This is a genomic window from Saccharopolyspora sp. ID03-671, from assembly GCF_045278815.1.
GTDB lineage: Bacteria > Actinomycetota > Actinomycetes > Mycobacteriales > Pseudonocardiaceae > Saccharopolyspora > Saccharopolyspora ipomoeae.
This window is the reverse complement of sequence record NZ_CP134054.1, coordinates 1,455,971-1,475,567: the sequence shown is the minus strand read 5'-3', so window position 1 is coordinate 1,475,567 and position 19,597 is coordinate 1,455,971. Positions and strand designations below refer to the sequence as shown.

Below are 19,597 nucleotides of genomic sequence, written 5' to 3'. Positions count from 1 at the left end.
ACGTGTCTAGAAACCGGATGTGGTGCCGATGAGCGTCTGGACCGACAAGACGTCGAACCTGCTGGTCGACGGGGAGTGGCAACCCGGGTCGGGCGGCCGGTTCGAGACCGCGAACCCCGCCACCGAGGAGGTCCTCGGCACGGCGGCCAACGCCACCGCCGCCGACCTGGACCGCGCGATCGCCGCGGCGCGGCGGGCTTTCGACGAGACCGGGTGGTCGCGCGACGTGGACCTGCGGGTGCGCTGCCTGAAGCAGCTCGGGACCGCCCTGCAGGAGCACGCCGAGGAGCTGCGCGAGCTCACCATCGCCGAGGTCGGGGCGCCGCGCTTCCTGACCCACGGTGCGCAGCTGGACGCGCCGGTCGCCGACCTCGCCTACTTCGCCGACCTGGCCGCCGGGTACGAGTGGACCCGCGACCTGGGAGTGGCCGAGCCTATGGGGATGCCCAGCAGGCGCTGGACCCGGCGGGAGGCCGTCGGCGTGGTCGGCGCGATCACGCCGTGGAACTTCCCGCACCAGATCAACCTCGCCAAGCTCGGGCCCGCGCTGGCGGCGGGCAACACCGTCGTGCTCAAAGCCGCGCCGGACACGCCGTGGTGCGCGGCGGCCGTCGCCGAGATCCTGCTCCGCGAAACCGACATCCCGCCAGGCGTGGTCAACGTCGTGACCTCGGACGATCACGCGCTGGGCGCGCAGCTGCCGTCCGACGAGCGGGTCGACCTGGTGTCGTTCACCGGATCCACCGCCACCGGCCGCGCGGTGATGGCGGCCGCGGCCCCCGGCATCAAGCGGACCTTCCTGGAACTGGGCGGGAAATCGGCGTTCGTCGTCATCGACGACGCCGACCTGGGCGCGGCCTGCGGGCTCGCGGCGTTCACCGTCTGCACCCACGCCGGGCAGGGCTGCGCCCTGACGACCCGGCTGCTGGTGCCCCGGGTGCGCTACGACGAAGCCGTCGAGGCGACCGCGAAGGCCCTGCGCGGCATCGGAGTCGGCGATCCGGACGAGCCCGGAACCGTGTGCGGGCCGCTGATCTCGGCGCGGCAGCGCGACCGGGTCGAGGGCTACCTGGAGCTGGCGCGGCAGGAGGGCGGTGAGTTCGTCACCGGTGGCGCGCGCGCCGAGCGGGACCGCGGGTTCTTCGTCGAGCCGACGCTCATCGCCGGGCTCACCAACGACGCGCGGGTCGCCCGCGAGGAGATCTTCGGGCCGGTGCTGGTGATCCTGCCGCACGACGGCGACGACGACGCGGTGCGCATCGCCAACGACTCGCCCTACGGCCTCTCCGGCGCCGTGCACGGCGGAGACCTGGAGCGGGCGCGGGCCGTGGCCGCGCGGCTGCGCACCGGCACGGTCGGCGTCAACGGCGGTGTCTGGTACGGCGGCGACGCGCCGTTCGGCGGCTACAAGCAGTCCGGCATCGGCCGCGAGATGGGCGTGGCCGGCTTCGAGGAGTACCTGGAGACCAAGCTGATCGCCGAACCGGCGTAGGAGGGCGCAATGGGGCGTTTCCAAGACAAGGTCGCCGTCGTCACCGGCGCGGCGCAGGGCATCGGCGAGACCTACGCGCGGGCGCTGGCCGCGGAGGGCGCGCACGTCGTGGTCGCCGACCTCAACACCGAGTCCGGCGAGAAGGTCGCCGAGGCGATCACCGCCGACGGCGGGAGCGCGGCGTTCGTCGAGGTCGACGTGTCCTCGCCGGAATCCACCGCCGCGATGGCCGATTTCGCGGTGAGCCGCTTCGGCGGCATCGACCGCCTGGTGAACAATGCCGCCATCTACGGCGGCATGAAGCTCGACCTGCTCTGCACCGTGGACTGGGACTACTACAAGCGGTTCCTCAGCGTGAACATGGACGGCGCGCTGCTGTGCACCCGCGCGTGCGTGCCGCACATGCAGCAGCGCGGTGGCGGCGCGATCGTCAACCAGTCCTCGACCGCCGCGTGGGTCTACTCCGGCTTCTACGGGCTGGCCAAGGTCGCGGTCAACGGGCTCACCCAGCAGCTCGCGCACGAGATCGGCGGCATGGGCGTGCGGATCAACGCCATCGCCCCCGGGCCGACCGACACCGAGGCCACCCGCGAGACCACACCGCCGGAGATGGTGAAGAAGCTGGTCAAGGGCATGGCGCTCAAGCGCATGGGCCGGCCCGAGGACCTGGTGGGCATGTGCCTATTCCTGCTGTCCGACGAGGCGTCCTGGGTGACCGGGCAGATCTTCAACGTCGACGGCGGGCAGGTGATCCGCTCGTGAGCGCCGTCGGGTTCATCGGGCTCGGCCAGATCGGTGCTCCGATGGCGCGCAAGCTGCTGACCTGGCCGGACGGACTCGTCGTGCACGATGTCCGGCCCGAGGTCGTCGCGAAGTTCGTCGACCGGGGTGCTCGCGCGGCGGCCACCCCGGCTGAGGTCGCGCGGCAAGCCGGGGTCGTGTCGGTGATGGTGCGCGACGACGCGCAGGTCGAGGATGTGATGTGCGGGCCGGAGGGGCTGCTGGCCGGGGCAGCGGCCGGAACCGTGGTGGCCGTGCACTCCACCATCGACGAGACCACCGCACCCCGGCTCGCCAACATCGCTGCATCGCGCGGGGTTTCGGTGGTCGACGCGCCGGTCAGCGGAGGTGCGGTCGGCGCGGATCGCGGTGATCTGGCGGTCATGGTCGGTGGCGACGAGGAGGCGTTCTCCCGCTGCGAGGCGGTGTTCAGGTGCTGGGCCGGGCTCGTCGTGCACGCCGGCGAGATCGGGGCGGGCACGCGCCTCAAGCTCGCGCGCAACCTGCTGCACTTCATCGCCTTCACCGCCACCGCGGAGGCCCAGCGGCTCGCCGAGGCCTCCGGGCTCGACCTGCGCGCGCTCGGCGAGATCGTGCGGCACACCGACGCCATCACCGGTGGGCCCGGCGCGATCATGCTGCGCGGCGACACCGCGCAGCTGTCCCCGTCCGACGACTGGTACCCGATCTTCAGCAACGTCCGCGACCTCGGGGAGAAGGACCTCGCGCTGGCCCTGCGGCTCGGCGAGCGGCTCGGCGTCGAGCTGCCGCTGGGGGAGCGGGCGCTGCGCGACCTGGCGGCGGGACTCGGTGTGGGGAAGGAGGAAGCATGACCGAAAATGGCGCGGAGCGGCGGTTGTGCTTCCGACCGGGTGCGGGTGTCCCGCAGAACATGGAGGAAGCATGACCGAAAATGGCGCGGAGCGGCGGTTGTGCTTCCGACCGGGTGCGGGTGTCCCGCAGAACACGGAGGAAGCATGACCGATGAGCAGCGAGCACGGGGCCTGGCCAAGATGGGTGAGGTCTACGGCTGGGAGGTCTCCGACGGGCCGGGGGACTTCTTCGGCGTGACCGTCGACCACCTCTTCGCCGAGATCTGGTCCCGTCCCGGTCTGAGCATGCGCGACCGGCGGTTGCTGCTGCTGGGCGCGCTGGCCGCCCAGGGCCTCGACGACGTCGCCGACATCCAGGTGCGGGCGGCGCTGGGCAACGACGAGCTCGACGACGAGCAGCTGCGCGAGATCGGCCTTTTCCTGACGCACTACGTCGGCTGGCCGCTGGGCACCAAGTTCACCATGCGCATCGAGAAGATCCTGGGAGAGAAGGACCGCTCATGAAGTACGGCATCGTGCAGTTCACCAGCGACCGGGGACTCGCCCCCGCCGTCGCCGCGAAAGCGGCCGAACAGGCGGGTTTCCACTCCTTCTGGGTGCCCGAGCACACCCACATCCCGGTCAAGCGCGAGGCGGCGCACCCGGGCACGGGCACCGAGGAGCTGCCGGACGACCGGTACCTGCGGACGCTGGACCCGTGGGTGGCGCTGTCGATGGTCGCCGCGGTGACCTCGCGGATCCGGCTGGCGACGGCGGTGGCGCTGCCGGTCGAGCACGACCCGATCACCCTGGCCAAGACCATCGCGACGCTGGACCACCTCTCGGGCGGCCGGGTGAGCCTGGGCGCCGGGTTCGGGTGGAACGTCGACGAGCTGACCCACCACGGCGTCCCGAAGGGCAAGCGGCGCGCGGTGTTGCGCGAGTACCTGGAGGCGATGCAGCAGCTGTGGTCGCAGGAGCAGGGCGAGTACCACGGCGATTTCGTCGACTTCGGGCCGAGCTGGGCGTGGCCCAAGCCGGTCCAGCAGCCGCGGCCCCCGGTGCTGATCGGTGCGGGCGGCACGGAGAAGACGTTCGCCTGGATCGCCCGCTCCGCCGACGGCTGGATCACCACGCCCACCGAGGGCGAGATCGACGACAAGGTCGCGCTGCTCAAGCGCATCTGGAAGGACGCCGGCCGCGAAGGCGATCCCCAGATCGTCGCCCTCTCGGGCAAACCCGATTTCGACCGGCTCGCCCGCTGGGAGCAGCTCGGCGTCACCGAAGTCCTCTTCGGCTTCCCCGACGAGGACGCCGACACCGTCGCGGCCTACTTCCACCGCCTGGCGGGCAAGCTCGGCCTCGAAGAGTGAGGCTGTTGGACGGTTTTAGCCATAATCACCCATGATCGATGTCCGAAATGTCGGGACAATTATGGCTAAAACTGTCCGACAGCCCGCGGCTCCGCACCACCGGACCCCCACCGGGGCGGGAGGGGCCGAGTGGGGTTCGGGTCAGGGGACGGGTTCGCAGATGACGACCGGGATCTCCCGGTCCGTCCAGGACTGGTAGTCGTCGAAGTCGGCGTACATGTCGACCAGGCGGGGCCAGAGGTCGGCTCGTTCCCGCGGAGTTGCCGTGCGGGCCTTCATGCTGCGGATGTCGCGCTTGATCTGGACCGTGACCTCGGGGTTGGCGCGGACGTTGTGGTACCAGTCCGGGTGGCGCGGCAGACCGCCCTGGGAGGCGACCAGGACGACCCGGTCGCCGTCGCGCAGGTGCAGCAGCGGAGCCGTGCGCGGCCGGCCGCTGCGCTTGCCGGTGGTGGTCACCAGGCAGATCGGGATGCCCCGGGGAACGCGCTGCCGACCCGCCACCTGCTGCCCAGCACCCCGCCGGTGAGCCGGTAGAGCCGCGTGTTCGCCCGCGAGGCCACCTTGATGACCTTCCCGACCACCGGTGAATCCAGCTGCGGACGACGTGCTTTCGGCATCGCCTCAGTCCTCCTCCAGCGACAGCGCGGCCTTCGGGCAGGACTGCACCGCCTGCTCGATCGAATCCCGCAGCTCCGGGGTCGGATCCGCCTTGACGAGCAGGTTGTCGTCGTCATCGATCTCGAAGACGTCCGGCGCCACGGCCTCGCACATGCCGTTGGCCTCGCACAGGTCGAAGTCGACCACGATCTTCATCGTCACTCCCGTTCCCTCACCGGTCACCACAGCTCCAGCGGTGCCGTGCCCTTGCGGTAGTGACCGGGCTGCGGCACGCCGGACGCGGCGACCTCCATGCGCTTCTTCATCCCGGGCGAGAGGACGTCCGCCTTGATCATCTCCAGGAACAGGTGCGCGGCGTTGCCGAAGTCGAAGAAGTCCCGCTGCCACGACCACATCATGTCGCCGCCGTAGCGGAACCAGCTCCCGCCGATACCGGCCACCTGGTACGGAGTCCCGTCGGGTCGCTTCGCGTCGGCGACCTGCTTCCACAACCCGATCACCTCGCCCTGCTTCTCGTCGATGAGCACCCGCTGGTACGGGTAGCTCCAGCCCTGCAGGCCCTCCATCTCCACGCCCAGTGCGATGTCGCGGATCTCGTCGCGGCCCACCGTCATGAAGTCCTCGCCGGGCCCGGTGTTCCACCCGTAGGTGGCGTCGTGGGTGTAGAGCTGCGCCAACGGTTTCCAGTCGCCGAGCCGTTCGCAGCGCGCGTTCTCGTCCAGCCAGTGCTGGACCATGCGTTCCAGTTCTTCCCGAGGGTAAGCGGGCATGTCAAGCCTCCTCGATGCTCAAAGCCTGCGTGGGGCACTCCCGCACGGCACGTTCGACCTCGCCGCGCAGATCCGCGGGCGGCTCGCTGACCAGCACCTCGACCTTGCCGTGCCTGGGCACCGAGAACACCTCCGGCGATTCCAGCTCGCACATCGCGTGCCCCTGGCACAGGTCGAGGTCGCAGACGACTCGCATCAGGACTCCCTCCGGCGGCGGTAGGTCACCCGGCACGGCTGGGCGAGCTGGACGACCATCTTCGAGTGATCGTTGCGGTAGGACTCGGGCGGCTGCGCGAGCGCGAACTCGAAATCCCGCAGCAGGACCGAGAAGATCGCCTTGAGCTGCATCATCGCGAAGGCCGCCCCGACGCAGCGGTGCCGACCGGCGCCGAACGGGATCCACGTCCAGCGGTTGACCAGGTCCTCCTGCCGCGGCTCGGCGTAGCGCTCCGGGAGGAAGGCGTCGGGCTCGGGGAAGTCCTCGGCGATCCGGTTCGAGATCGCGGGCGTGGCCGCCACGAAGTCGCCCCGCTCGATGCGGTGCCCGCGCACCTCGAAGTCGTCCTGGGAGACCCGCAGCAGCAGGATCAGCGGCGGGTGCAGCCGCAACGCCTCCTTGATCGCCCCCTCCAGACGCGGGATCGCCCGCAGCGAGCGGAAGCTCACCTCCGAGCCGTCGGCGTAGAGCTCGTCGAGCTCGCCGACGACCCCGTCGAGCACGCCCGGGTTGCGCAGCAGCTCGATGAGCGTCCACGCGGCCGTGCCGGAGCTGGTGTGGTGCCCGGCGAACATCATCGAGATGAACATGCCGGTGATCTCGTCGGCGCTGAACCGCAGCGCACCATCGTCGTCGCGGACCGACATGAGCACGTCGAGCATGTCCCGCTCGTCGCGCGGCGGTTTCCCGGCGGCGGCCCGGCCGTCCATGATCTCCTGCACCAGCCGAACCAGACCAGCCCGCGCCTCGTCGCGCCGCCGGAAGCTCTCGATCGGCGCGTGCGGGTCGACGTAGGCCAGCGCGTCCGTCCCGCGCTCCAGGTCGTGGTAGAGCTCGGCGAAGCGGTGATCGAGCTGGTCGCGGAACCGCTTGCCGATCAGGCAAGCCGAGGACGTGTAGATCGTCAGCTCGGCGAAGAAGTCCAGCAGGTCGATCTCGCCCTCGTCGCCCCAGTCGGCCACCATGCGGGCGATCTCGGCGTCGATGGTCTGCGCGTGCCCGCGCATCTGCTCACCGCGCAGTGCCTGGTTGTGCAGCATCTCCTTGCGCCGCTCCGGTGGGGCGTCGAACACCACGCCCTGACCGAAGATCGGCGTCATGAAGGGGTACGCGGCGGCCTGGTCCAGGTCGTCGTCGGAGGAGCGGAAGAAGAACTCGTTGGCCTCCGCCCCCGACAGCAGCACCACCCTGCGCCCGGCGAGGTCGAAGGCGCCCACGTCGCCGCACTCCTCGCGGACCCGCCGCATCAGCGCGATCGGGTCGGTGCGCAGCTCGTCGAGGTGGCCGTGCTCGTGGCGGCCGCCGGAGACCGGTTTCGGGGCGAGCAGCGTCATGTCTCCTCCAGGGGTGCTTCGGGCTCGACCTCGATCAGGCTCAGGTGCACGCCGCGCGGAGCGGAGACCACGTGGTGCACGGCGTCGGCGATGTCGGAGGCGCGCAGGAAGTACGGGTGCCGCGCCAGTCCCCACTTCACCCAGTCGTCGAGCACGGCCTGGGTGGTGTCGTGGTCCCACTGCATGCCCATCGAGGTGGAGGTGGGGCCGGGCCGTACGACGCTGGCGCGCACGCCGGTGCCCTCCAGCTCCATGCGCATCGTCCGGGCCATCGCCTCCAGCCCGGCCTTGGCCGGCACGTAGGCGCCCATCCGGGGGCGCGGTTTGGGGACGACGTCGGAGCCGATGAACACCACGTCGCCGCGCCGCCGCTCCACCATCCCGGGCACGATCCGCGACACCAGCCGGTGCGCGCCGCCGAGGTGCACGTCCAGCTGGCCCGCGAAGCGCGGGCCGTCCATCTCGTGCACCAGGTCGGCGTCGAGATCGCCCGCGCCGTAGACCAGGATCTCGACCTCGCCCAGCTCCTCGCGGGTGCGGGCGACGAACGCGCTCACCGACTCGTCGTCGGTGACGTCGAGCGGCACGGCGACGGCCTGACCGCCGTCGGCGCGGATCTTCGCGGCGAGCTCCTCGCACTTGTCCACCCGGCGCGCGCCGAGCGCCACCGGGTGACCTGCGGCGGCCAGGGCCTGGGCGGTGGCCGCGCCGATCCCGGCCGAGGCACCGGCGATCGCGGTCGGCCTGCGTTCCGGGTTCGGTTCGAATCTGGGCATGGCTACCTGCTTTCCACGCGAACGGGCAGGGTGGCGAAGCCGCGCACGTTGCTGGAGTGCACCCGCCGCGCGCGGTCGAGGTCGACGTCGTAGTTCTCGACCCGCCCGACGAACTCGGTCAGCGCGATCCGCGCCTCCAGCCGCGCCAGGTGCGCGCCGAGGCAGAAGTGCGTGCCGCCGCCGAAGCTGACCAGCGGGTTCTCGCCCCGTCGGTCGAGGTCGTAGCGGTCGGGGTCGGCGAAGGCGCGCGGATCCCGGTTGGCGGCACCGATCAGCAGCAGCACCCGGGCTCCGGCGGGGATCGTGCCGCCGTCCAGCGGGACGTCCTCGGTGGCGGTGCGCGCGACCATCTGGCTGGAGGTGTCGTAGCGCAGCGTCTCCTCGATCCAGTCGCTGACCCGCTCCGGGTCGGCGAAGGGCTTGGCCCGCTCATCGGGGTTGAGGTGCGCCCAGTGCACGGCGTTGGCCAGCAGTTTCGTGGTGGTCTCGTTGCCCGCGACGACCATCAGGAACAGGAACGCGATGATCTCCTCGTCGCTGAGCCGGTCGCCGTCGATCTCGGCGGCCAACAGCGCGGAGGTGAGGTCGTCGGTGGGGGAGCGGCGGCGCTCGGCGAGCATGTCGGCGTAGTAGCCGACCAGGTGCAGCGAGGCCTCCATCGCGGCCTGCGGCACGTCGAAAACGCCTTCCTCGCGGTGCATCACGGTGTCGGCGAGCTCCCGCAGCCGGTCGCGGTCGGCCTCCGGCACGCCCATCAGCTCGGAGATGACGTCCATCGGGAACTTGCCGGCGAAGTCGGCGACGAAGTCGAACTCCCCGGACTCCAGCGCGGGTTCCAGGTGGTGGCGGGCGAGTTCGAGGATGCGCGGTTGCAGGTCGCGGACCCGGCGCGGGGTGAAACCGCGGGAGACCAGCGAGCGCAGCCGGTTGTGCCGGGGGTCGTCGAGCGCGAGGAACGACATGGTCCGGTGCGCGTCGGGTCCCCAGGCGGCCGGGTCGAGGGAGACGCCGTTGGCGTTGGACAGCCGGGTGTTGTCCCGGAACAGCGCGGCGACGTCCGCGTGCCGGGACAGCGCCCAGAAGTCGAGTTCGTCGTTGCGGTAGACCGGTGCCTCGTCGCGCAACCGCGCGTACGTCGGGTACGGGTCGTCGTGCACGGCGTAGTCGTAGGGGCTGAACACCACACCACTGGACATGTGTCCAGACGCTAGTACGGCTCGGCGAGTTCCGGCAAGCCTGCTCGCGACTGAATCGAGAACAAGTTCCGGTTATTATCACCCCGCGCTCCAACGCACCTTCCCTTATGTCGAGAACGTGTTCTAGTCTCGTGCGGGTACCGGTTGTCATCGGCAGGGAGGGCGGCGCATGGGACGGCTCGCGGGAAAGGTCGCACTGGTCACCGGCGCGGCACGAGGGCAGGGCGCGGCCATCGCGCGCGGCTTCGTCGCCGAAGGCGCCTCGGTGGTCATCGGCGACATCCTCGACGCACCCGGCAAGGAACTCGCCGACGAGCTCGGCGAATCCGCGAGCTACGCGCACCTCGACGTCTCCGACGAGCACGACTGGAGCGCCGCGGTCGATCACGCCACCGAGCGCTTCGGGCGCCTCGACGTCCTGGTCAACAACGCCGGCGTGCTCATGTTCTCCGCCCTGGAGGAGACCTCGCTGGCCGACTACGAGCGCATCGTGCGGGTCAACCAGTTCGGCACCTTCCTCGGCATGCGCGCCGCCACGCCCGCGCTCACCGCGGCCGGCGGCGGGTCGATCGTGAACTTCTCCTCGGTGGAGGGCCTCGGCGGCATGCCGCAGCTGGTGGCCTACACCGCGAGCAAGTTCGCCATCCGCGGCATGACCAAGGCCGCGGCCACCGAGCTCGGACCGCGCAACATCCGCGTCAACTCGGTGCACCCCGGCATGTTCGACACCGGCATGACCCGCGAGTTCACCGGCGAGGACACGGATCTGAGCCCGATCGGCGACATGGTCCCGCTCGGCCGCATCGGCCAGCCCGAGGACATCGTGGGGCTCATCGTCTTCCTCGCCTCCGAGGAGAGCACCTACTGCACCGGCGCCGAGTTCGTCGCCGACGGCGGAGCCACGGCGACCCACGCCTACTACCGCCGCTGAGAAGTTCCAGCGGTGACAGGACTTCCCGAAGCGCGAACGACGACGACGTCGCGAGGAGTGCGGTATGGGTGCTGAAGTCGTGATCGAGGGGTTGAGCAAGTCCTTCGGCCCGCAGACGATCTGGCGGGACGTGGGCTTCACCCTCCCGCAGGGCGAGGTCTCGGCGCTGCTGGGCCCCTCGGGAACCGGCAAGTCGGTGTTCCTGAAGTCCATGATCGGCCTGCTCAAGCCGGAGAACGGGCGCTGCCTGGTCAACGGCGTCGACATCTGCTCGTGCAGCGACCACGAGCTCTACGAGATCCGCAAGCTCTTCGGCGTGCTGTTCCAGGACGGCGCGCTGTTCGGGTCGATGGACCTGTTCGACAACGTCGCGTTCCCGCTGCGCGAGCACACCCGCAAGACCGAGGCCGAGATCCGCCGGATCGTGCTGGAACGCATGGAGATGGTCGGCCTCACCGGCGCCGAGGACAAACTGCCCGGTGAGATCTCCGGCGGCATGCGCAAGCGCGCCGGACTGGCCCGCGCGCTCGTGCTCGACCCGGAGATCATCCTCTGCGACGAACCGGACTCCGGCCTCGACCCGGTGCGCACCGCCTACCTCTCGCAGCTGCTCATCGACATCAACGCGCAGCTCGACGCGACGATCCTCATCGTCACCCACAACATCAACCTCGCCCGCACCGTGCCGGACAACCTCGGCATGCTCTTCCGCCGCGAACTCGTCCTGTTCGGGCCGCGCGAAGTCCTGCTCACCAGCGAAGATCCGGTGGTCGCGCAGTTCCTCAGCGGCGACCGGACCGGCCCGATCGGGATGAGCGAGGAGAAGGACCAGGCCAGCATCGACCGCGAGCAGCAGTGGCTGGCCAGCGGCCGGATCGCCGCCGCCGAGCGGGTGGTGGGCGTGCCGGAGCAGCTGCCGGTCAGCGCCGGGATGCCGGAACGTCAGGCCGTGCGGCGGCGCCAGGACCGCGTGCTGGGGATGCTCGACCAGCTGCCGCCCGCCGCGCGGGAGAGCGTGCGGAGCAGCATCAGGCCCGCGGCAGCACCCGGTCGGTGATGCCGGCCAGGTGCGAGGCCATCCGCTCCATCGGCAGGTAACCGCTGCCCGCCAGCACCAGCGAGCCCACGAACGCCGTCATCACGGCGTCCAGCGCGGTCGGATCGGCCTCGCCGACCGCGTCGGTCAGGCGCCGGTACACCTCGTTGCCGATCTCGTCGCGCAGCCGCTTGACCTCCTGCTGGTCGGCCAGCAGCGCCGTGGTGCACGCCCGCACCAAGGCCGGTTCGGCGGCCAGCATCCGCGCGATCGTGTCCACCACCTGCGCCACGTCGTCACCGGGCTTGCCGGTGCGGTCGGCCCCGCTCGGCGGCAGGGCCTGGATCCGCTTCCAGAACACCGCGGTGACCAGGTGCTCCTTGGAGGAGAAGTAGGAGTAGGCGGTGGCCCGGGAGACCTCGGCCCGCTCGGCGACCGAGCGCACGGTCATCGACCCGAACCCGCGCTCGGCGAGCTCTTCGACGGTCGCGTCCAGCAACTTGCGCACCGTGTCGGCGCGGCGACCTTCGACGACCTGGCGAACGGGTTCGGTCATGGGACGAGCCTAACGCTCGGCGGCCCCGGGCGGATTCGTGGTTGTTCGCCGCGTACCGCAGAATTCAAATGGATAACGAGTTCTACGTGGTGGGAATTCATCGGAGGAGGAGTCGGACGGTCAGTTCCAGGCGGTTGGAGACGTCGGTGGCCGAGGCCCTGCGGGTCACCCACGCCACCAGGTTCGACAGCCACACGTCGCCGATCACCCGGGCCACGGCCACCTGCTCCTCGCTGGGCTCGCCGTCGCTCATCACCGCGATGAACATGCCCTCCATCATCCGGTTCGCCGCGTCGACCTCGGTCGCCGCGGAGGCGTCGGCCGACATCAGCGCGCGGGTCACCGCCTCGGAGAGGTTCGGGTTGCGCTGGAACGCGCGGGTGAGCCCGCCCAGCACGAAGAGCAGCCGCTCGTAGGGCGTGTCACCGCGCACCGGAGCGCGGTCCAGGCGCTCCTGGATGCGCTCCAGCTCGCGGACGAGGCCGGCCACCAGCAGGTGGATCTTGGACGGGAAGTAGCGGTAGAGCGTGCCCAGGGCGACGTCCGCGCGCTCGGCCACGGCCCGCATCTGCACCGCGTCGAAACCGCCCTTGTCGGCGAAGGTCATGGTCGCGTCGATGATCCGCTTGCGGCGGTCGCGCTGCGCGGTGGCGGTGATCTCGTCCTCGGCCATCGGGTTGAGCGCGTTGCCGCCCTTGCCGCTCCGATTGGTGGGGCCACTCCGATTGGTGGGGCCGTTCCGATTGGCAGCAGAAGTCATCGACGCAAAAGCCCCCTAGCCCGTCGGCGGAAAGGCGGATCGCGCCACCCGCGAGATCACGCTAACACGATGGAATCGGTAACTCGTTTCACCGGTGTTTCGGATTCAGTTGCCGGTTTCGGGAACGTCGAGGATGCCTTCGCTGATCGCGTGCTCGATGGTCGCGCGCAGCCGGGGGCAGGTGTCGACCAGCGCGGGGTGCTCGCCCTCGGCGATGCGCGCGGAGATCTCCGGGCACGCCTCGGTGGAGGTGGTCCACTGGATGCTGGTCTGCTCCGGGCTGAGCTTCTTGACCAGCACCCGCACCCCGCACGTGGTGCAGGGCAGCGGGCGCAGGCCTCCCTCCAGGTACAGCCGCTGGTCCGCGGTGGTGCTGGCCGGGACGTCGGTGCGCGCGGCCGTCATGAGTTGCCGACCTCCTCGGCTTCGCGACGGGCCAGGTTCTCGGCGACCTCGGCTTCCCACGCCTGCACGGCGCGGGTGGTGTCGACCTCGAACTCGAAGCGGGCGGTCTGCTCCTCGGTGACGTCCTCGACGTCCACGTAGAACTGGTCGTACCAGCGGCGGAGCTGGTAGACCGGCCCGTCCTCCTCGACCAGCAGCGGGTTGTCGATGCGCGACTTGTTCCGCCAGATCTCGACGTCCTGCAGGAACCCGACGCCGAAGGACTTGGCGAACTTGCCGGCCACCATGTCGGCCTGCTCGTCGTCGAGGCCGGGCAGCTTCTTGACCGACACGCCCCACTGCAGCACGAAGCTCGTCGGGGAGACCGGGTAGTGGCAGTTGATCAGGTACGCGTCGATCGGTGTGCCCTTGAACTCGGTCCACAGCCGGTTGATCATGTACGACGGTCCGTAGTAGCTGGCCTCGGAGCGCAGCTGGGTGTCGTCGCCCGCGTAGTTGCCCTGCGAGGCGCCCACGTCGGGGCGGCCGCGCGAGTGCAGGTACTGGGTGGCGACGTGGCCCTCGAAGATGTTCTTGAAGTACGTCGGGAAGGCGAAGTGCACGTAGAAGAAGTGCGCCATGTCCACGACGTTGTCGATGATCTCGCGGCAGTTGGAGTTGTCGATCTGCACCCGGTCCCAGGTCCAGTTGGACCACTCGTCGGTGAAGACCTCGTCGATCCGCGGGATGGTGACCTCCGGCGGGGGAGGGTTGCCCTGCGGGTCGTGGTAGACGAAGAGCTGCTTGTTCTCCTCCAGCGTCTGCCAGGACCGGGTCCGGGCGCGGCCGGGAACCCGCTTGGCGTAGGGGATGGAGGTGCAGCGGCCGTTGCCGCCCCAGCGCCAGTCGTGGAACGGGCAGGCGACCGAGTCGCCCTTGATCTCCCCCTGGGTCAGGTCGCCGCCCATGTGCCTGCAGTAGCCGTCGAGCACGTGCAGAGCGCCCCGGCTGTCGGCGAAGACGACCAGCTTGGTGCCGAACGCGGTCACCGCGTGCGGCTTGCCGTCCTGGAACTCCGCGACGGGTCCCAGGCAGTGCCACCCCCGGGCGAACCGTTGTGGCGGGGCACCGGCATCGATCGTGCGCACCCCGTGCTCACGCTCCGTCCCGCTCATCGCGTCCCTCCATCAGTCACGTGTTGTATGTGAAACAGGTTATAGGAATATGGGGCAGAAGCGCCATCTTGCGCTGCTGCTCAATCGAATGAAAATTAGAACAAGTTATATATTTTGGTGGTGGTAGGTGCCGTCGGCCCGGGACAGCACCGGATCGGAGGTCCGGACGCCCTCGGCGGCCAGCTCCCGCTTGAGCACCTTGTGCGTGGAGGTGCGCGGCAGCTCGGTCACCAGGCGCACGTGGCTCGGCCACTGCTTGGGTCCCAGATCCGGCTGGGAGCCCAGGAAATCGGCCAGGCCCGCCGGGTCGAACCCGTCGGTGGTGGTGATCGCGGCCATCACCGCATCACCCACCTCCGCCCGGATCGCGTAGACCGCCGCCTCGCGGATGTGCGGGTGGCGCAGCAGGATTCGCTCGATCGGTGCCGTGCCCAGGTTCTCGCCGTCGACCCGCAGCCAGTCGCCCGAGCGGCCCGCGAAGTAGCAGAACCCGTCGGCGTCCAGGTAGCCCAGATCGCCGCTCCAGTACATCCCGTCGCGCATCCGCTGCGCGTCGGCGTCCGGAGCTCCGTAGTAGCCGGCGAACCAGCCCGGGCCCGTGGTGTTGACCAGCTCGCCGATCGCCGCGTCACCGTTGAGCAACCGGCCGGATCCGTCGAACTCGGCCGCGGGACAGGGCTTCCCGGTGTCCGGGTCGAGGACGGCGACGCCGTCGGTGGCCTTGCCGAGCGCGCCCGGCGGTGTGTCCGGCGTGCGCGTGACCGCGATCCCGCCTTCCGACGAGCCGAAGCCGTCCACCACGTGGCAGCCGAACCGCTCGGCGAAGCGCGCGATGTCGCGCTGGTTGCCCTCGTTGCCGTAGACCACCCGCAGCGGGTTGTCGGCGTCGTCCGGTTCCTCGGGCGTGGCCAGCACGTAGGACAGCGGGGTGCCGACGTAGTTGGCGAAGGTCGCGCCGAAGCGACGCACGTCCGGCAGGAACCCGGACGCGGAGAACCTCGGCCGCAGCGCCAGCGCGGCTCCCGCGGCCAGGCCCACCGACCAGCCCGCCATCAGCGCGTTGGAGTGGAACATCGGCATCGAGATGTAGGTGACGTCGTCGCCGCCGAGCCCGAAGCGCTCGGCCAGCATCCGGCCCGGGAAGGCGATCTTGGCGTGGGTGCAGCGCACCGCCTTCGGGTCGCCGCCGGTGCCCGAGGTGAACACCAGCGCCAGCAGGTCCTCGCCGGTCGCGGGCACCGGGTCGAGCGCGGCACCGGCGTGGCGGGTGACCTCCTGCTGCCAGGAATCCACCGCGAGAACCCGGATGCCGTCCAGGTCCAGGCCGTCCAGCAGGGGTGCGTAGCGGGCGTCGGCGAGCACGATCCGGCAGTCGGCCAACCGGATGTCGCGCTCCAGGGCGGCGCCCCGACGGGTCGGGTTGAGCCCGACCACCACCGAGCCCGACAGCGCCGCGCCGCCGAGCAGGAACGAGAACTCCGGGACGTTGTCGAGCAGCACGCCCACGTGCGGCGGTGCGTCCCCGGCCAGCAGCTCGCGCAGCAGCGCGGCGCGCTCGGCGCTGTGCCGGACGTGCTCGGCCCAGGTCCACTCGCGGTCCTCGGTGCGCAGACCCGGAGACGTGTCGTCTGCCCGGGCCAGCAGCAGCTCGGTGACCGTCGGCATCACCTCCGGCCGCTGCAGCGGGGAGCTCATCGCGCCGCCAGGCCCGCGCCGATCCGGCGCAGCTGCGCCGTCGCGCCGCCCAGCGAGAACTCGCCGCGCTTGGCCGCCACGAAGTAGCGGTGCAGCTCGTGGTCGAGATCGATGCCCACGCCGCCGTGCACGTGGACCGCGGTGTGCGCCAGGCGGTGCCCGGCCTCGGCGGCCCAGAACTTCGCGGTGGCGGCCTCCTCGTCGCAGGGCAGGCCCTCGGCGGCCCGCCAGGCGGCCTGCCAGAGCGTCAGCTTCGCCGCCTCGACGTCGATGAACCCGTCGGCGAGCCGCTGCGCCACGGCCTGGAAGCTGCCGATCGGGCGGCCGAACTGCACCCGCTCCCCGGCGTAGGAGCTGGTCCGCTCCAGCGCTCCGGTGAGCACGCCGACCTGCACCGCGCAGACGCCGATGGTGGCGCGCACGACCAGCCGCTGCAGGGCGTCGGCGCCGAGCGCGTCGGCGTCGGGCACCCGGGCGCTCGCGAGTTCCAGCCAGCCCTCGGCGTCGCCGTCGACGATCTCCTGGCGCTGCATCGTCGCGCCCGGTCGGCCGGGGCGGACGAGGAAGAGCCGGGGGCCGTCGTCGGTGGTGGCCGGGACCAGGACGAGGTCGGCGATCGGTCCGGCGGGGACGTTGACCTTGGTGCCGGTGAGCAGCCAGTCCTCGCCGTCGCGCTCGGCGCGGGTGGCGGGCGAGGCGGGGTCGGGGTTGCCGTCCTCGACCAGTGCCGCGGTGAGGACGACCTCGCCGCGAGCGGCGGGTTCGACCCAGCGGCGGCGGTGCTCGTCGGTGCCGGACTCGGCCAGCGTCGTCGCGCCCATCGTGATCGAGGGCAGGTAGGGGACCGGGGCCACCGCGCGGCCGATCTCGATCAGGATGCTGCACTGCTCCAACAACCCGAAACCGCCCCCGGGCAGCGCGGCGGTGAGCACGTCGGCCTTGGCCAGCTCGGCCCACAGATCGAGGTCGAAGCGGTCGTCCTGACGGTCGATCTCGCGCAGCCGTTCGTTGGTGACCTTGTCACCGAGGATCCGTCCGACGAGCCCGGCCAGGTCCTCCTGGGCCTCGTTGAGGGTGAAGTCCATGTCTTCTCCTGGAGGGGTGGGGGAGCGGGGCAGTTCTAGCCATAACTGTCCGGACAAAAAGGACATCGATCATGGGTGGTTATGGCTAAAACTGACCCTCGGTCAGCGCTTCGAGGGCGGCAGGCCGAGTCCGACGGCGGCGATGATGTCTCGTTGGACCTCGTTCGTGCCGCCGCCGAAGGTGAGGATCAGGGCGGAGCGGTGCATCCGCTCGATCCGTCCCGCCAGGGCCGCGCCCTTCGAACCGGACCGGACGTAGCCCGAGGTGCCGAGCACCTCCATGAGCAGCCGGTAGGCCTCGGTGGCGAACTCGGTGCCGAAGACCTTCGTCGCCGAGGCCGCGGCCGGGGCCGGGTGCTTCTCGGCGGTGGTGGCGATCTTCCAGTTCATCAGCTTGAGGAACTCCGCGCCGGTGTGCACCCGCGCGAGGTGCTGCTGCACCCACTCCTGGTCGATCACCCGCCGGCCGTCGGACAGCCGCGTCTGCGCGGCCCACTCCCGCACCTCCGACAGGGCCAGCTGAAGCGGGGCGGCGGAGGTGAGCGCGACGCGCTCGTGGTTGAGCTGGTTGGTCACCAGCGGCCAGCCCTCGTTCTCGGTGCCCACCAGAGACGACGTCGGCACCCGCACGTCGGAGTAGTAGGTGGCGCTGGTGGTCGGCCCGGACACGGTGTGCACCGGGGTCCAGGAGAAGCCGGGGGAGGAGGTCGGCACGACGAGCACGCTGAGCCCGCGGTGCTTGCGCGCCTCCTGATCGGTGCGGCAGGCCAGCCAGACGTAGTCGGCGTACTGGATCAGGCTGGTCCACATCTTCTGGCCGTTGATCACGTAGTCGTCGCCGTCGCGGACCGCGGTGGTGCGCAGCGAGGCGAGGTCGGTGCCGGCCTCGGGTTCGGAGTAGCCGATGGCGAAGTGGATCTCACCTGCCGCGATCTTGGGCAGGAAGTGGGCCTTCTGCTCGTCGGTGCCGAACCGCATGATGGTCGGCGCGATGCTGTTGAGCGTCAGGAACGGCACCGGGGCGCCCGCGATGGCCGCCTCGTCGGTGAAGATCAGCTGCTCCAGCATGCTGCGGTTCTGCCCGCCGTACTCCTCGGGCCAGCCCAGGGCCAGCCAGCCGTCGGCCCCCATCTGCCGGACCAGCTGCTTGTAGGCGCGGCCGTCGCCGTAGTCTCCCTGCGACAGCTCTTCGCGCAGCTCGGGTGTCATCAGGTCGGCGAAGTAGGCGCGCAGCTCCTCCCGCAGCTTCTCGTGCTCGGGGGTGTAGGCGATGCGCATGCATCCTCCCGGGGTCGGACGCCGTGTGAAACACGTTTCTAAAATCATAGACCTCAGGGCGCGATGAGGTCGAGACCGAGCGGTCACCGCGCCACCTTCGAATGTGTAACGTGTTCTAAGTGCGACCGGCACGGCGTCCGAATGGAGCAGTCACCCCCGCGTCCCGCGGATCGTTGAGTGACCGGAGCCACCGAGTGGGCGACGGCGTGACCGAAAGGTGGCCGAAACGTCCGCCTGAGTAGAACGCGTTTTTATACGCATCCGTGACCTGTTCTTGCTGGATGCGCTGCGCACTCGCCACTTCCGGACGTGGCACTTGATACTTAGCGAGAACACATTCTACTGTGTGGTGGCTAACACCTCCCCGCGACGTGGCGGGGCTGACCACGACCCGAGGTGAGGCGCACGTGTCGAGTGTGGACGGAAAGGTCGCGATCGTCACCGGAGCCGGTGCGGGACTGGGGCGGGCCGAGGCGCTCGCGCTGGCGCGGGCCGGGGCGAACGTGGTGGTCAACGACGTGACCGACGCGGCGCACGCCGTGGTCGCCGAGATCGAGGAGATCGGCACCAAGGCGGTCGCGGTCGTCGGCGACGTCTCCGACTCCGAGGTCTCCGGCCGGATGATGGCCGCCGCCACCGAGCAGCTCGGCGGGCTGCACGTGGTGGTCAACAACGCCGGACTGCTGCGCGACCGGATGCTGTTCAAGATGACCGACCAGGAGTGGGACGACGTCCTGCGGGTGCACCTGCGCGGCCACTTCCTGCTCTCGCGCAACGCCACCGCGCACTGGCGCCAGGAGTACAAGGACTCCGGCGCCACCTACGGCAGCATCATCAACACCGCCTCGGAGGCGTTCCTGCTCGGCTCGGCCGGCCAGCCCAACTACGCGGCGGCCAAGGGCGGCATCGCCTCGCTGACCGTCTCCACCGCCCGCGCGATGGCGCGAATGGGCGTGCGCGCCAACGCGATCTGCCCGCGCGCCCGCACCGCGATGACCGCCGAGACCTTCGGCGACGCCCCGGGCGACGGCGTGGACCCGATGTCGGTCGAGCACGTCGCCCCGCTGGTGGCCTACCTCGCCGGCCCCTCCGCCCAGGCCATCAGCGGCCAGGTGTTCGTGGTCCACAGCGGAACCGTCGCGCTGCTCGCCCCGCCCACCATCGAGCGGAAGTTCGCCGCCTCCGGCGAGCTCTGGACGCAGGCGGAGCTGGAATCCGGTCTCGGCGCCTACTTCGCCGACCGCGACCCGGAGAAGTCCTTCGCCGCCAACGGAGTTCTCGACATCCCGTAGCCGGAAGCGCGGGCACGCACCACTTCTCACGTCA

The 19,597-nt window shown here is 70.4% G+C and carries 23 protein-coding genes; 8 read left to right on the top strand and 15 right to left on the bottom strand.

Annotation, left to right across the window (positions count from 1 at the left end):
- Window positions 1-28: 28 nt before the first annotated feature.
- From REH65_RS06935 to REH65_RS06915, 5 genes are all read left to right on the top strand, one after another.
- Window positions 29-1,492 (top strand): aldehyde dehydrogenase, encoded by a 1,464-nt coding sequence (locus tag REH65_RS06935; RefSeq protein WP_406691759.1) that lies wholly within the window; start codon window positions 29-31, stop codon window positions 1,490-1,492.
- A 9-nt stretch (window positions 1,493-1,501) separates the two neighbouring features.
- Window positions 1,502-2,254, top strand: a complete 753-nt coding sequence (locus REH65_RS06930) for an SDR family oxidoreductase (RefSeq protein WP_406691758.1) — start codon at window positions 1,502-1,504, stop codon at window positions 2,252-2,254.
- Window positions 2,251-3,105, top strand: a complete 855-nt coding sequence (locus tag REH65_RS06925; protein ID WP_406691757.1) for an NAD(P)-dependent oxidoreductase — start codon at window positions 2,251-2,253, stop codon at window positions 3,103-3,105. The genes REH65_RS06930 and REH65_RS06925 overlap by 4 nt, the downstream gene beginning before the upstream one ends.
- A 144-nt stretch (window positions 3,106-3,249) precedes the next feature.
- Window positions 3,250-3,609, top strand: coding sequence for a carboxymuconolactone decarboxylase family protein (locus tag REH65_RS06920; RefSeq protein WP_406691756.1), 360 nt, complete (start codon window positions 3,250-3,252; stop codon window positions 3,607-3,609).
- Window positions 3,606-4,457: an LLM class F420-dependent oxidoreductase gene (locus REH65_RS06915; protein WP_406691755.1), complete on the top strand. Its 852-nt coding sequence runs from the start codon at window positions 3,606-3,608 to the stop codon at window positions 4,455-4,457. The genes REH65_RS06920 and REH65_RS06915 overlap by 4 nt, the downstream gene beginning before the upstream one ends.
- 141 nt (window positions 4,458-4,598) lie before the next feature.
- Here the strand turns inward: REH65_RS06915 and REH65_RS06910 are convergent, their stop codons facing one another.
- Genes REH65_RS06910 through REH65_RS06875 form a run of 8 tightly spaced genes read right to left on the bottom strand, consistent with a single transcriptional unit; the run spans window position 4,599 to window position 9,371 of the window.
- A complete protein-coding gene (locus REH65_RS06910; protein ID WP_406691754.1) occupies window positions 4,599-4,916 on the bottom strand; it encodes a nitroreductase family deazaflavin-dependent oxidoreductase in 318 nt (105 codons plus the stop codon).
- Window positions 4,913-5,077: a hypothetical protein gene (locus REH65_RS06905; protein WP_406691753.1), complete on the bottom strand. Its 165-nt coding sequence runs from the start codon at window positions 5,075-5,077 to the stop codon at window positions 4,913-4,915. The genes REH65_RS06910 and REH65_RS06905 overlap by 4 nt, the downstream gene beginning before the upstream one ends.
- A 4-nt stretch (window positions 5,078-5,081) precedes the next feature.
- Window positions 5,082-5,273, bottom strand: a complete 192-nt coding sequence (locus tag REH65_RS06900; protein WP_406691752.1) for a ferredoxin — start codon at window positions 5,271-5,273, stop codon at window positions 5,082-5,084.
- 23 nt (window positions 5,274-5,296) lie between these two features.
- Window positions 5,297-5,848: a nuclear transport factor 2 family protein gene (locus tag REH65_RS06895; protein ID WP_281456019.1), complete on the bottom strand. Its 552-nt coding sequence runs from the start codon at window positions 5,846-5,848 to the stop codon at window positions 5,297-5,299.
- Between the two features lies 1 nt (window position 5,849).
- Window positions 5,850-6,044, bottom strand: a complete 195-nt coding sequence (locus REH65_RS06890; protein WP_406691751.1) for a ferredoxin — start codon at window positions 6,042-6,044, stop codon at window positions 5,850-5,852.
- A complete protein-coding gene (locus REH65_RS06885; protein WP_406691750.1) occupies window positions 6,044-7,399 on the bottom strand; it encodes a cytochrome P450 in 1,356 nt (451 codons plus the stop codon). Before REH65_RS06885 ends, REH65_RS06890 begins: the two co-directional genes overlap by 1 nt.
- A complete protein-coding gene (locus tag REH65_RS06880; RefSeq protein WP_281456016.1) occupies window positions 7,396-8,175 on the bottom strand; it encodes an SDR family oxidoreductase in 780 nt (259 codons plus the stop codon). The genes REH65_RS06885 and REH65_RS06880 overlap by 4 nt, the downstream gene beginning before the upstream one ends.
- Window positions 8,176-8,177: 2 nt before the next feature.
- Window positions 8,178-9,371: a cytochrome P450 gene (locus REH65_RS06875; protein ID WP_281456015.1), complete on the bottom strand. Its 1,194-nt coding sequence runs from the start codon at window positions 9,369-9,371 to the stop codon at window positions 8,178-8,180.
- 169 nt (window positions 9,372-9,540) lie between these two features.
- On the opposite strand from REH65_RS06875, the gene REH65_RS06870 reads away from it, so the two are divergent.
- Together REH65_RS06870 and REH65_RS06865 are read left to right on the top strand one after the other, a co-directional pair.
- Window positions 9,541-10,302: a glucose 1-dehydrogenase gene (locus REH65_RS06870; protein ID WP_281456014.1), complete on the top strand. Its 762-nt coding sequence runs from the start codon at window positions 9,541-9,543 to the stop codon at window positions 10,300-10,302.
- Between the two features lie 64 nt (window positions 10,303-10,366).
- On the top strand, window positions 10,367-11,359 hold the full coding sequence (locus tag REH65_RS06865) for an ABC transporter ATP-binding protein (RefSeq protein ID WP_281456013.1): 993 nt from the start codon (window positions 10,367-10,369) through the stop codon (window positions 11,357-11,359).
- On the opposite strand, the gene REH65_RS06860 is transcribed toward REH65_RS06865, so the two are convergent.
- The 7 genes from REH65_RS06860 to REH65_RS06830 form a co-directional block, all read right to left on the bottom strand.
- Window positions 11,331-11,894 (bottom strand): TetR/AcrR family transcriptional regulator, encoded by a 564-nt coding sequence (locus REH65_RS06860; RefSeq protein WP_406691749.1) that lies wholly within the window; start codon window positions 11,892-11,894, stop codon window positions 11,331-11,333. The two genes, REH65_RS06865 and REH65_RS06860, sit on opposite strands and share 29 nt — an antisense overlap.
- A gap of 97 nt (window positions 11,895-11,991) precedes the next feature.
- On the bottom strand, window positions 11,992-12,567 hold the full coding sequence (gene kstR, locus REH65_RS06855; RefSeq protein ID WP_406693106.1) for a cholesterol catabolism transcriptional regulator KstR: 576 nt from the start codon (window positions 12,565-12,567) through the stop codon (window positions 11,992-11,994).
- Window positions 12,568-12,759: 192 nt separating this feature from the next.
- Window positions 12,760-13,059 (bottom strand): hypothetical protein, encoded by a 300-nt coding sequence (locus tag REH65_RS06850; RefSeq protein WP_281456010.1) that lies wholly within the window; start codon window positions 13,057-13,059, stop codon window positions 12,760-12,762.
- On the bottom strand, window positions 13,056-14,213 hold the full coding sequence (locus REH65_RS06845; RefSeq protein ID WP_281456009.1) for a Rieske 2Fe-2S domain-containing protein: 1,158 nt from the start codon (window positions 14,211-14,213) through the stop codon (window positions 13,056-13,058). Before REH65_RS06845 ends, REH65_RS06850 begins: the two co-directional genes overlap by 4 nt.
- A gap of 105 nt (window positions 14,214-14,318) precedes the next feature.
- The gene (locus tag REH65_RS06840) at window positions 14,319-15,908 is read right to left on the bottom strand and encodes a long-chain-fatty-acid--CoA ligase (RefSeq protein WP_406691748.1); all 1,590 of its coding nucleotides are present in this window, start codon (window positions 15,906-15,908) and stop codon (window positions 14,319-14,321) included.
- A complete protein-coding gene (locus tag REH65_RS06835) occupies window positions 15,905-16,993 on the bottom strand; it encodes an acyl-CoA dehydrogenase family protein (RefSeq protein ID WP_406691747.1) in 1,089 nt (362 codons plus the stop codon). The genes REH65_RS06840 and REH65_RS06835 overlap by 4 nt, the downstream gene beginning before the upstream one ends.
- 102 nt (window positions 16,994-17,095) lie before the next feature.
- Window positions 17,096-18,271: an acyl-CoA dehydrogenase family protein gene (locus REH65_RS06830; RefSeq protein WP_281456006.1), complete on the bottom strand. Its 1,176-nt coding sequence runs from the start codon at window positions 18,269-18,271 to the stop codon at window positions 17,096-17,098.
- 407 nt (window positions 18,272-18,678) lie between these two features.
- Here REH65_RS06830 and REH65_RS06825 point away from each other — a divergent pair, with 407 nt between their 5' ends.
- On the top strand, window positions 18,679-19,563 hold the full coding sequence (locus REH65_RS06825) for a 3-oxoacyl-ACP reductase (RefSeq protein WP_406691746.1): 885 nt from the start codon (window positions 18,679-18,681) through the stop codon (window positions 19,561-19,563).
- The last annotated feature ends 34 nt before the right edge of the window (window positions 19,564-19,597 follow it).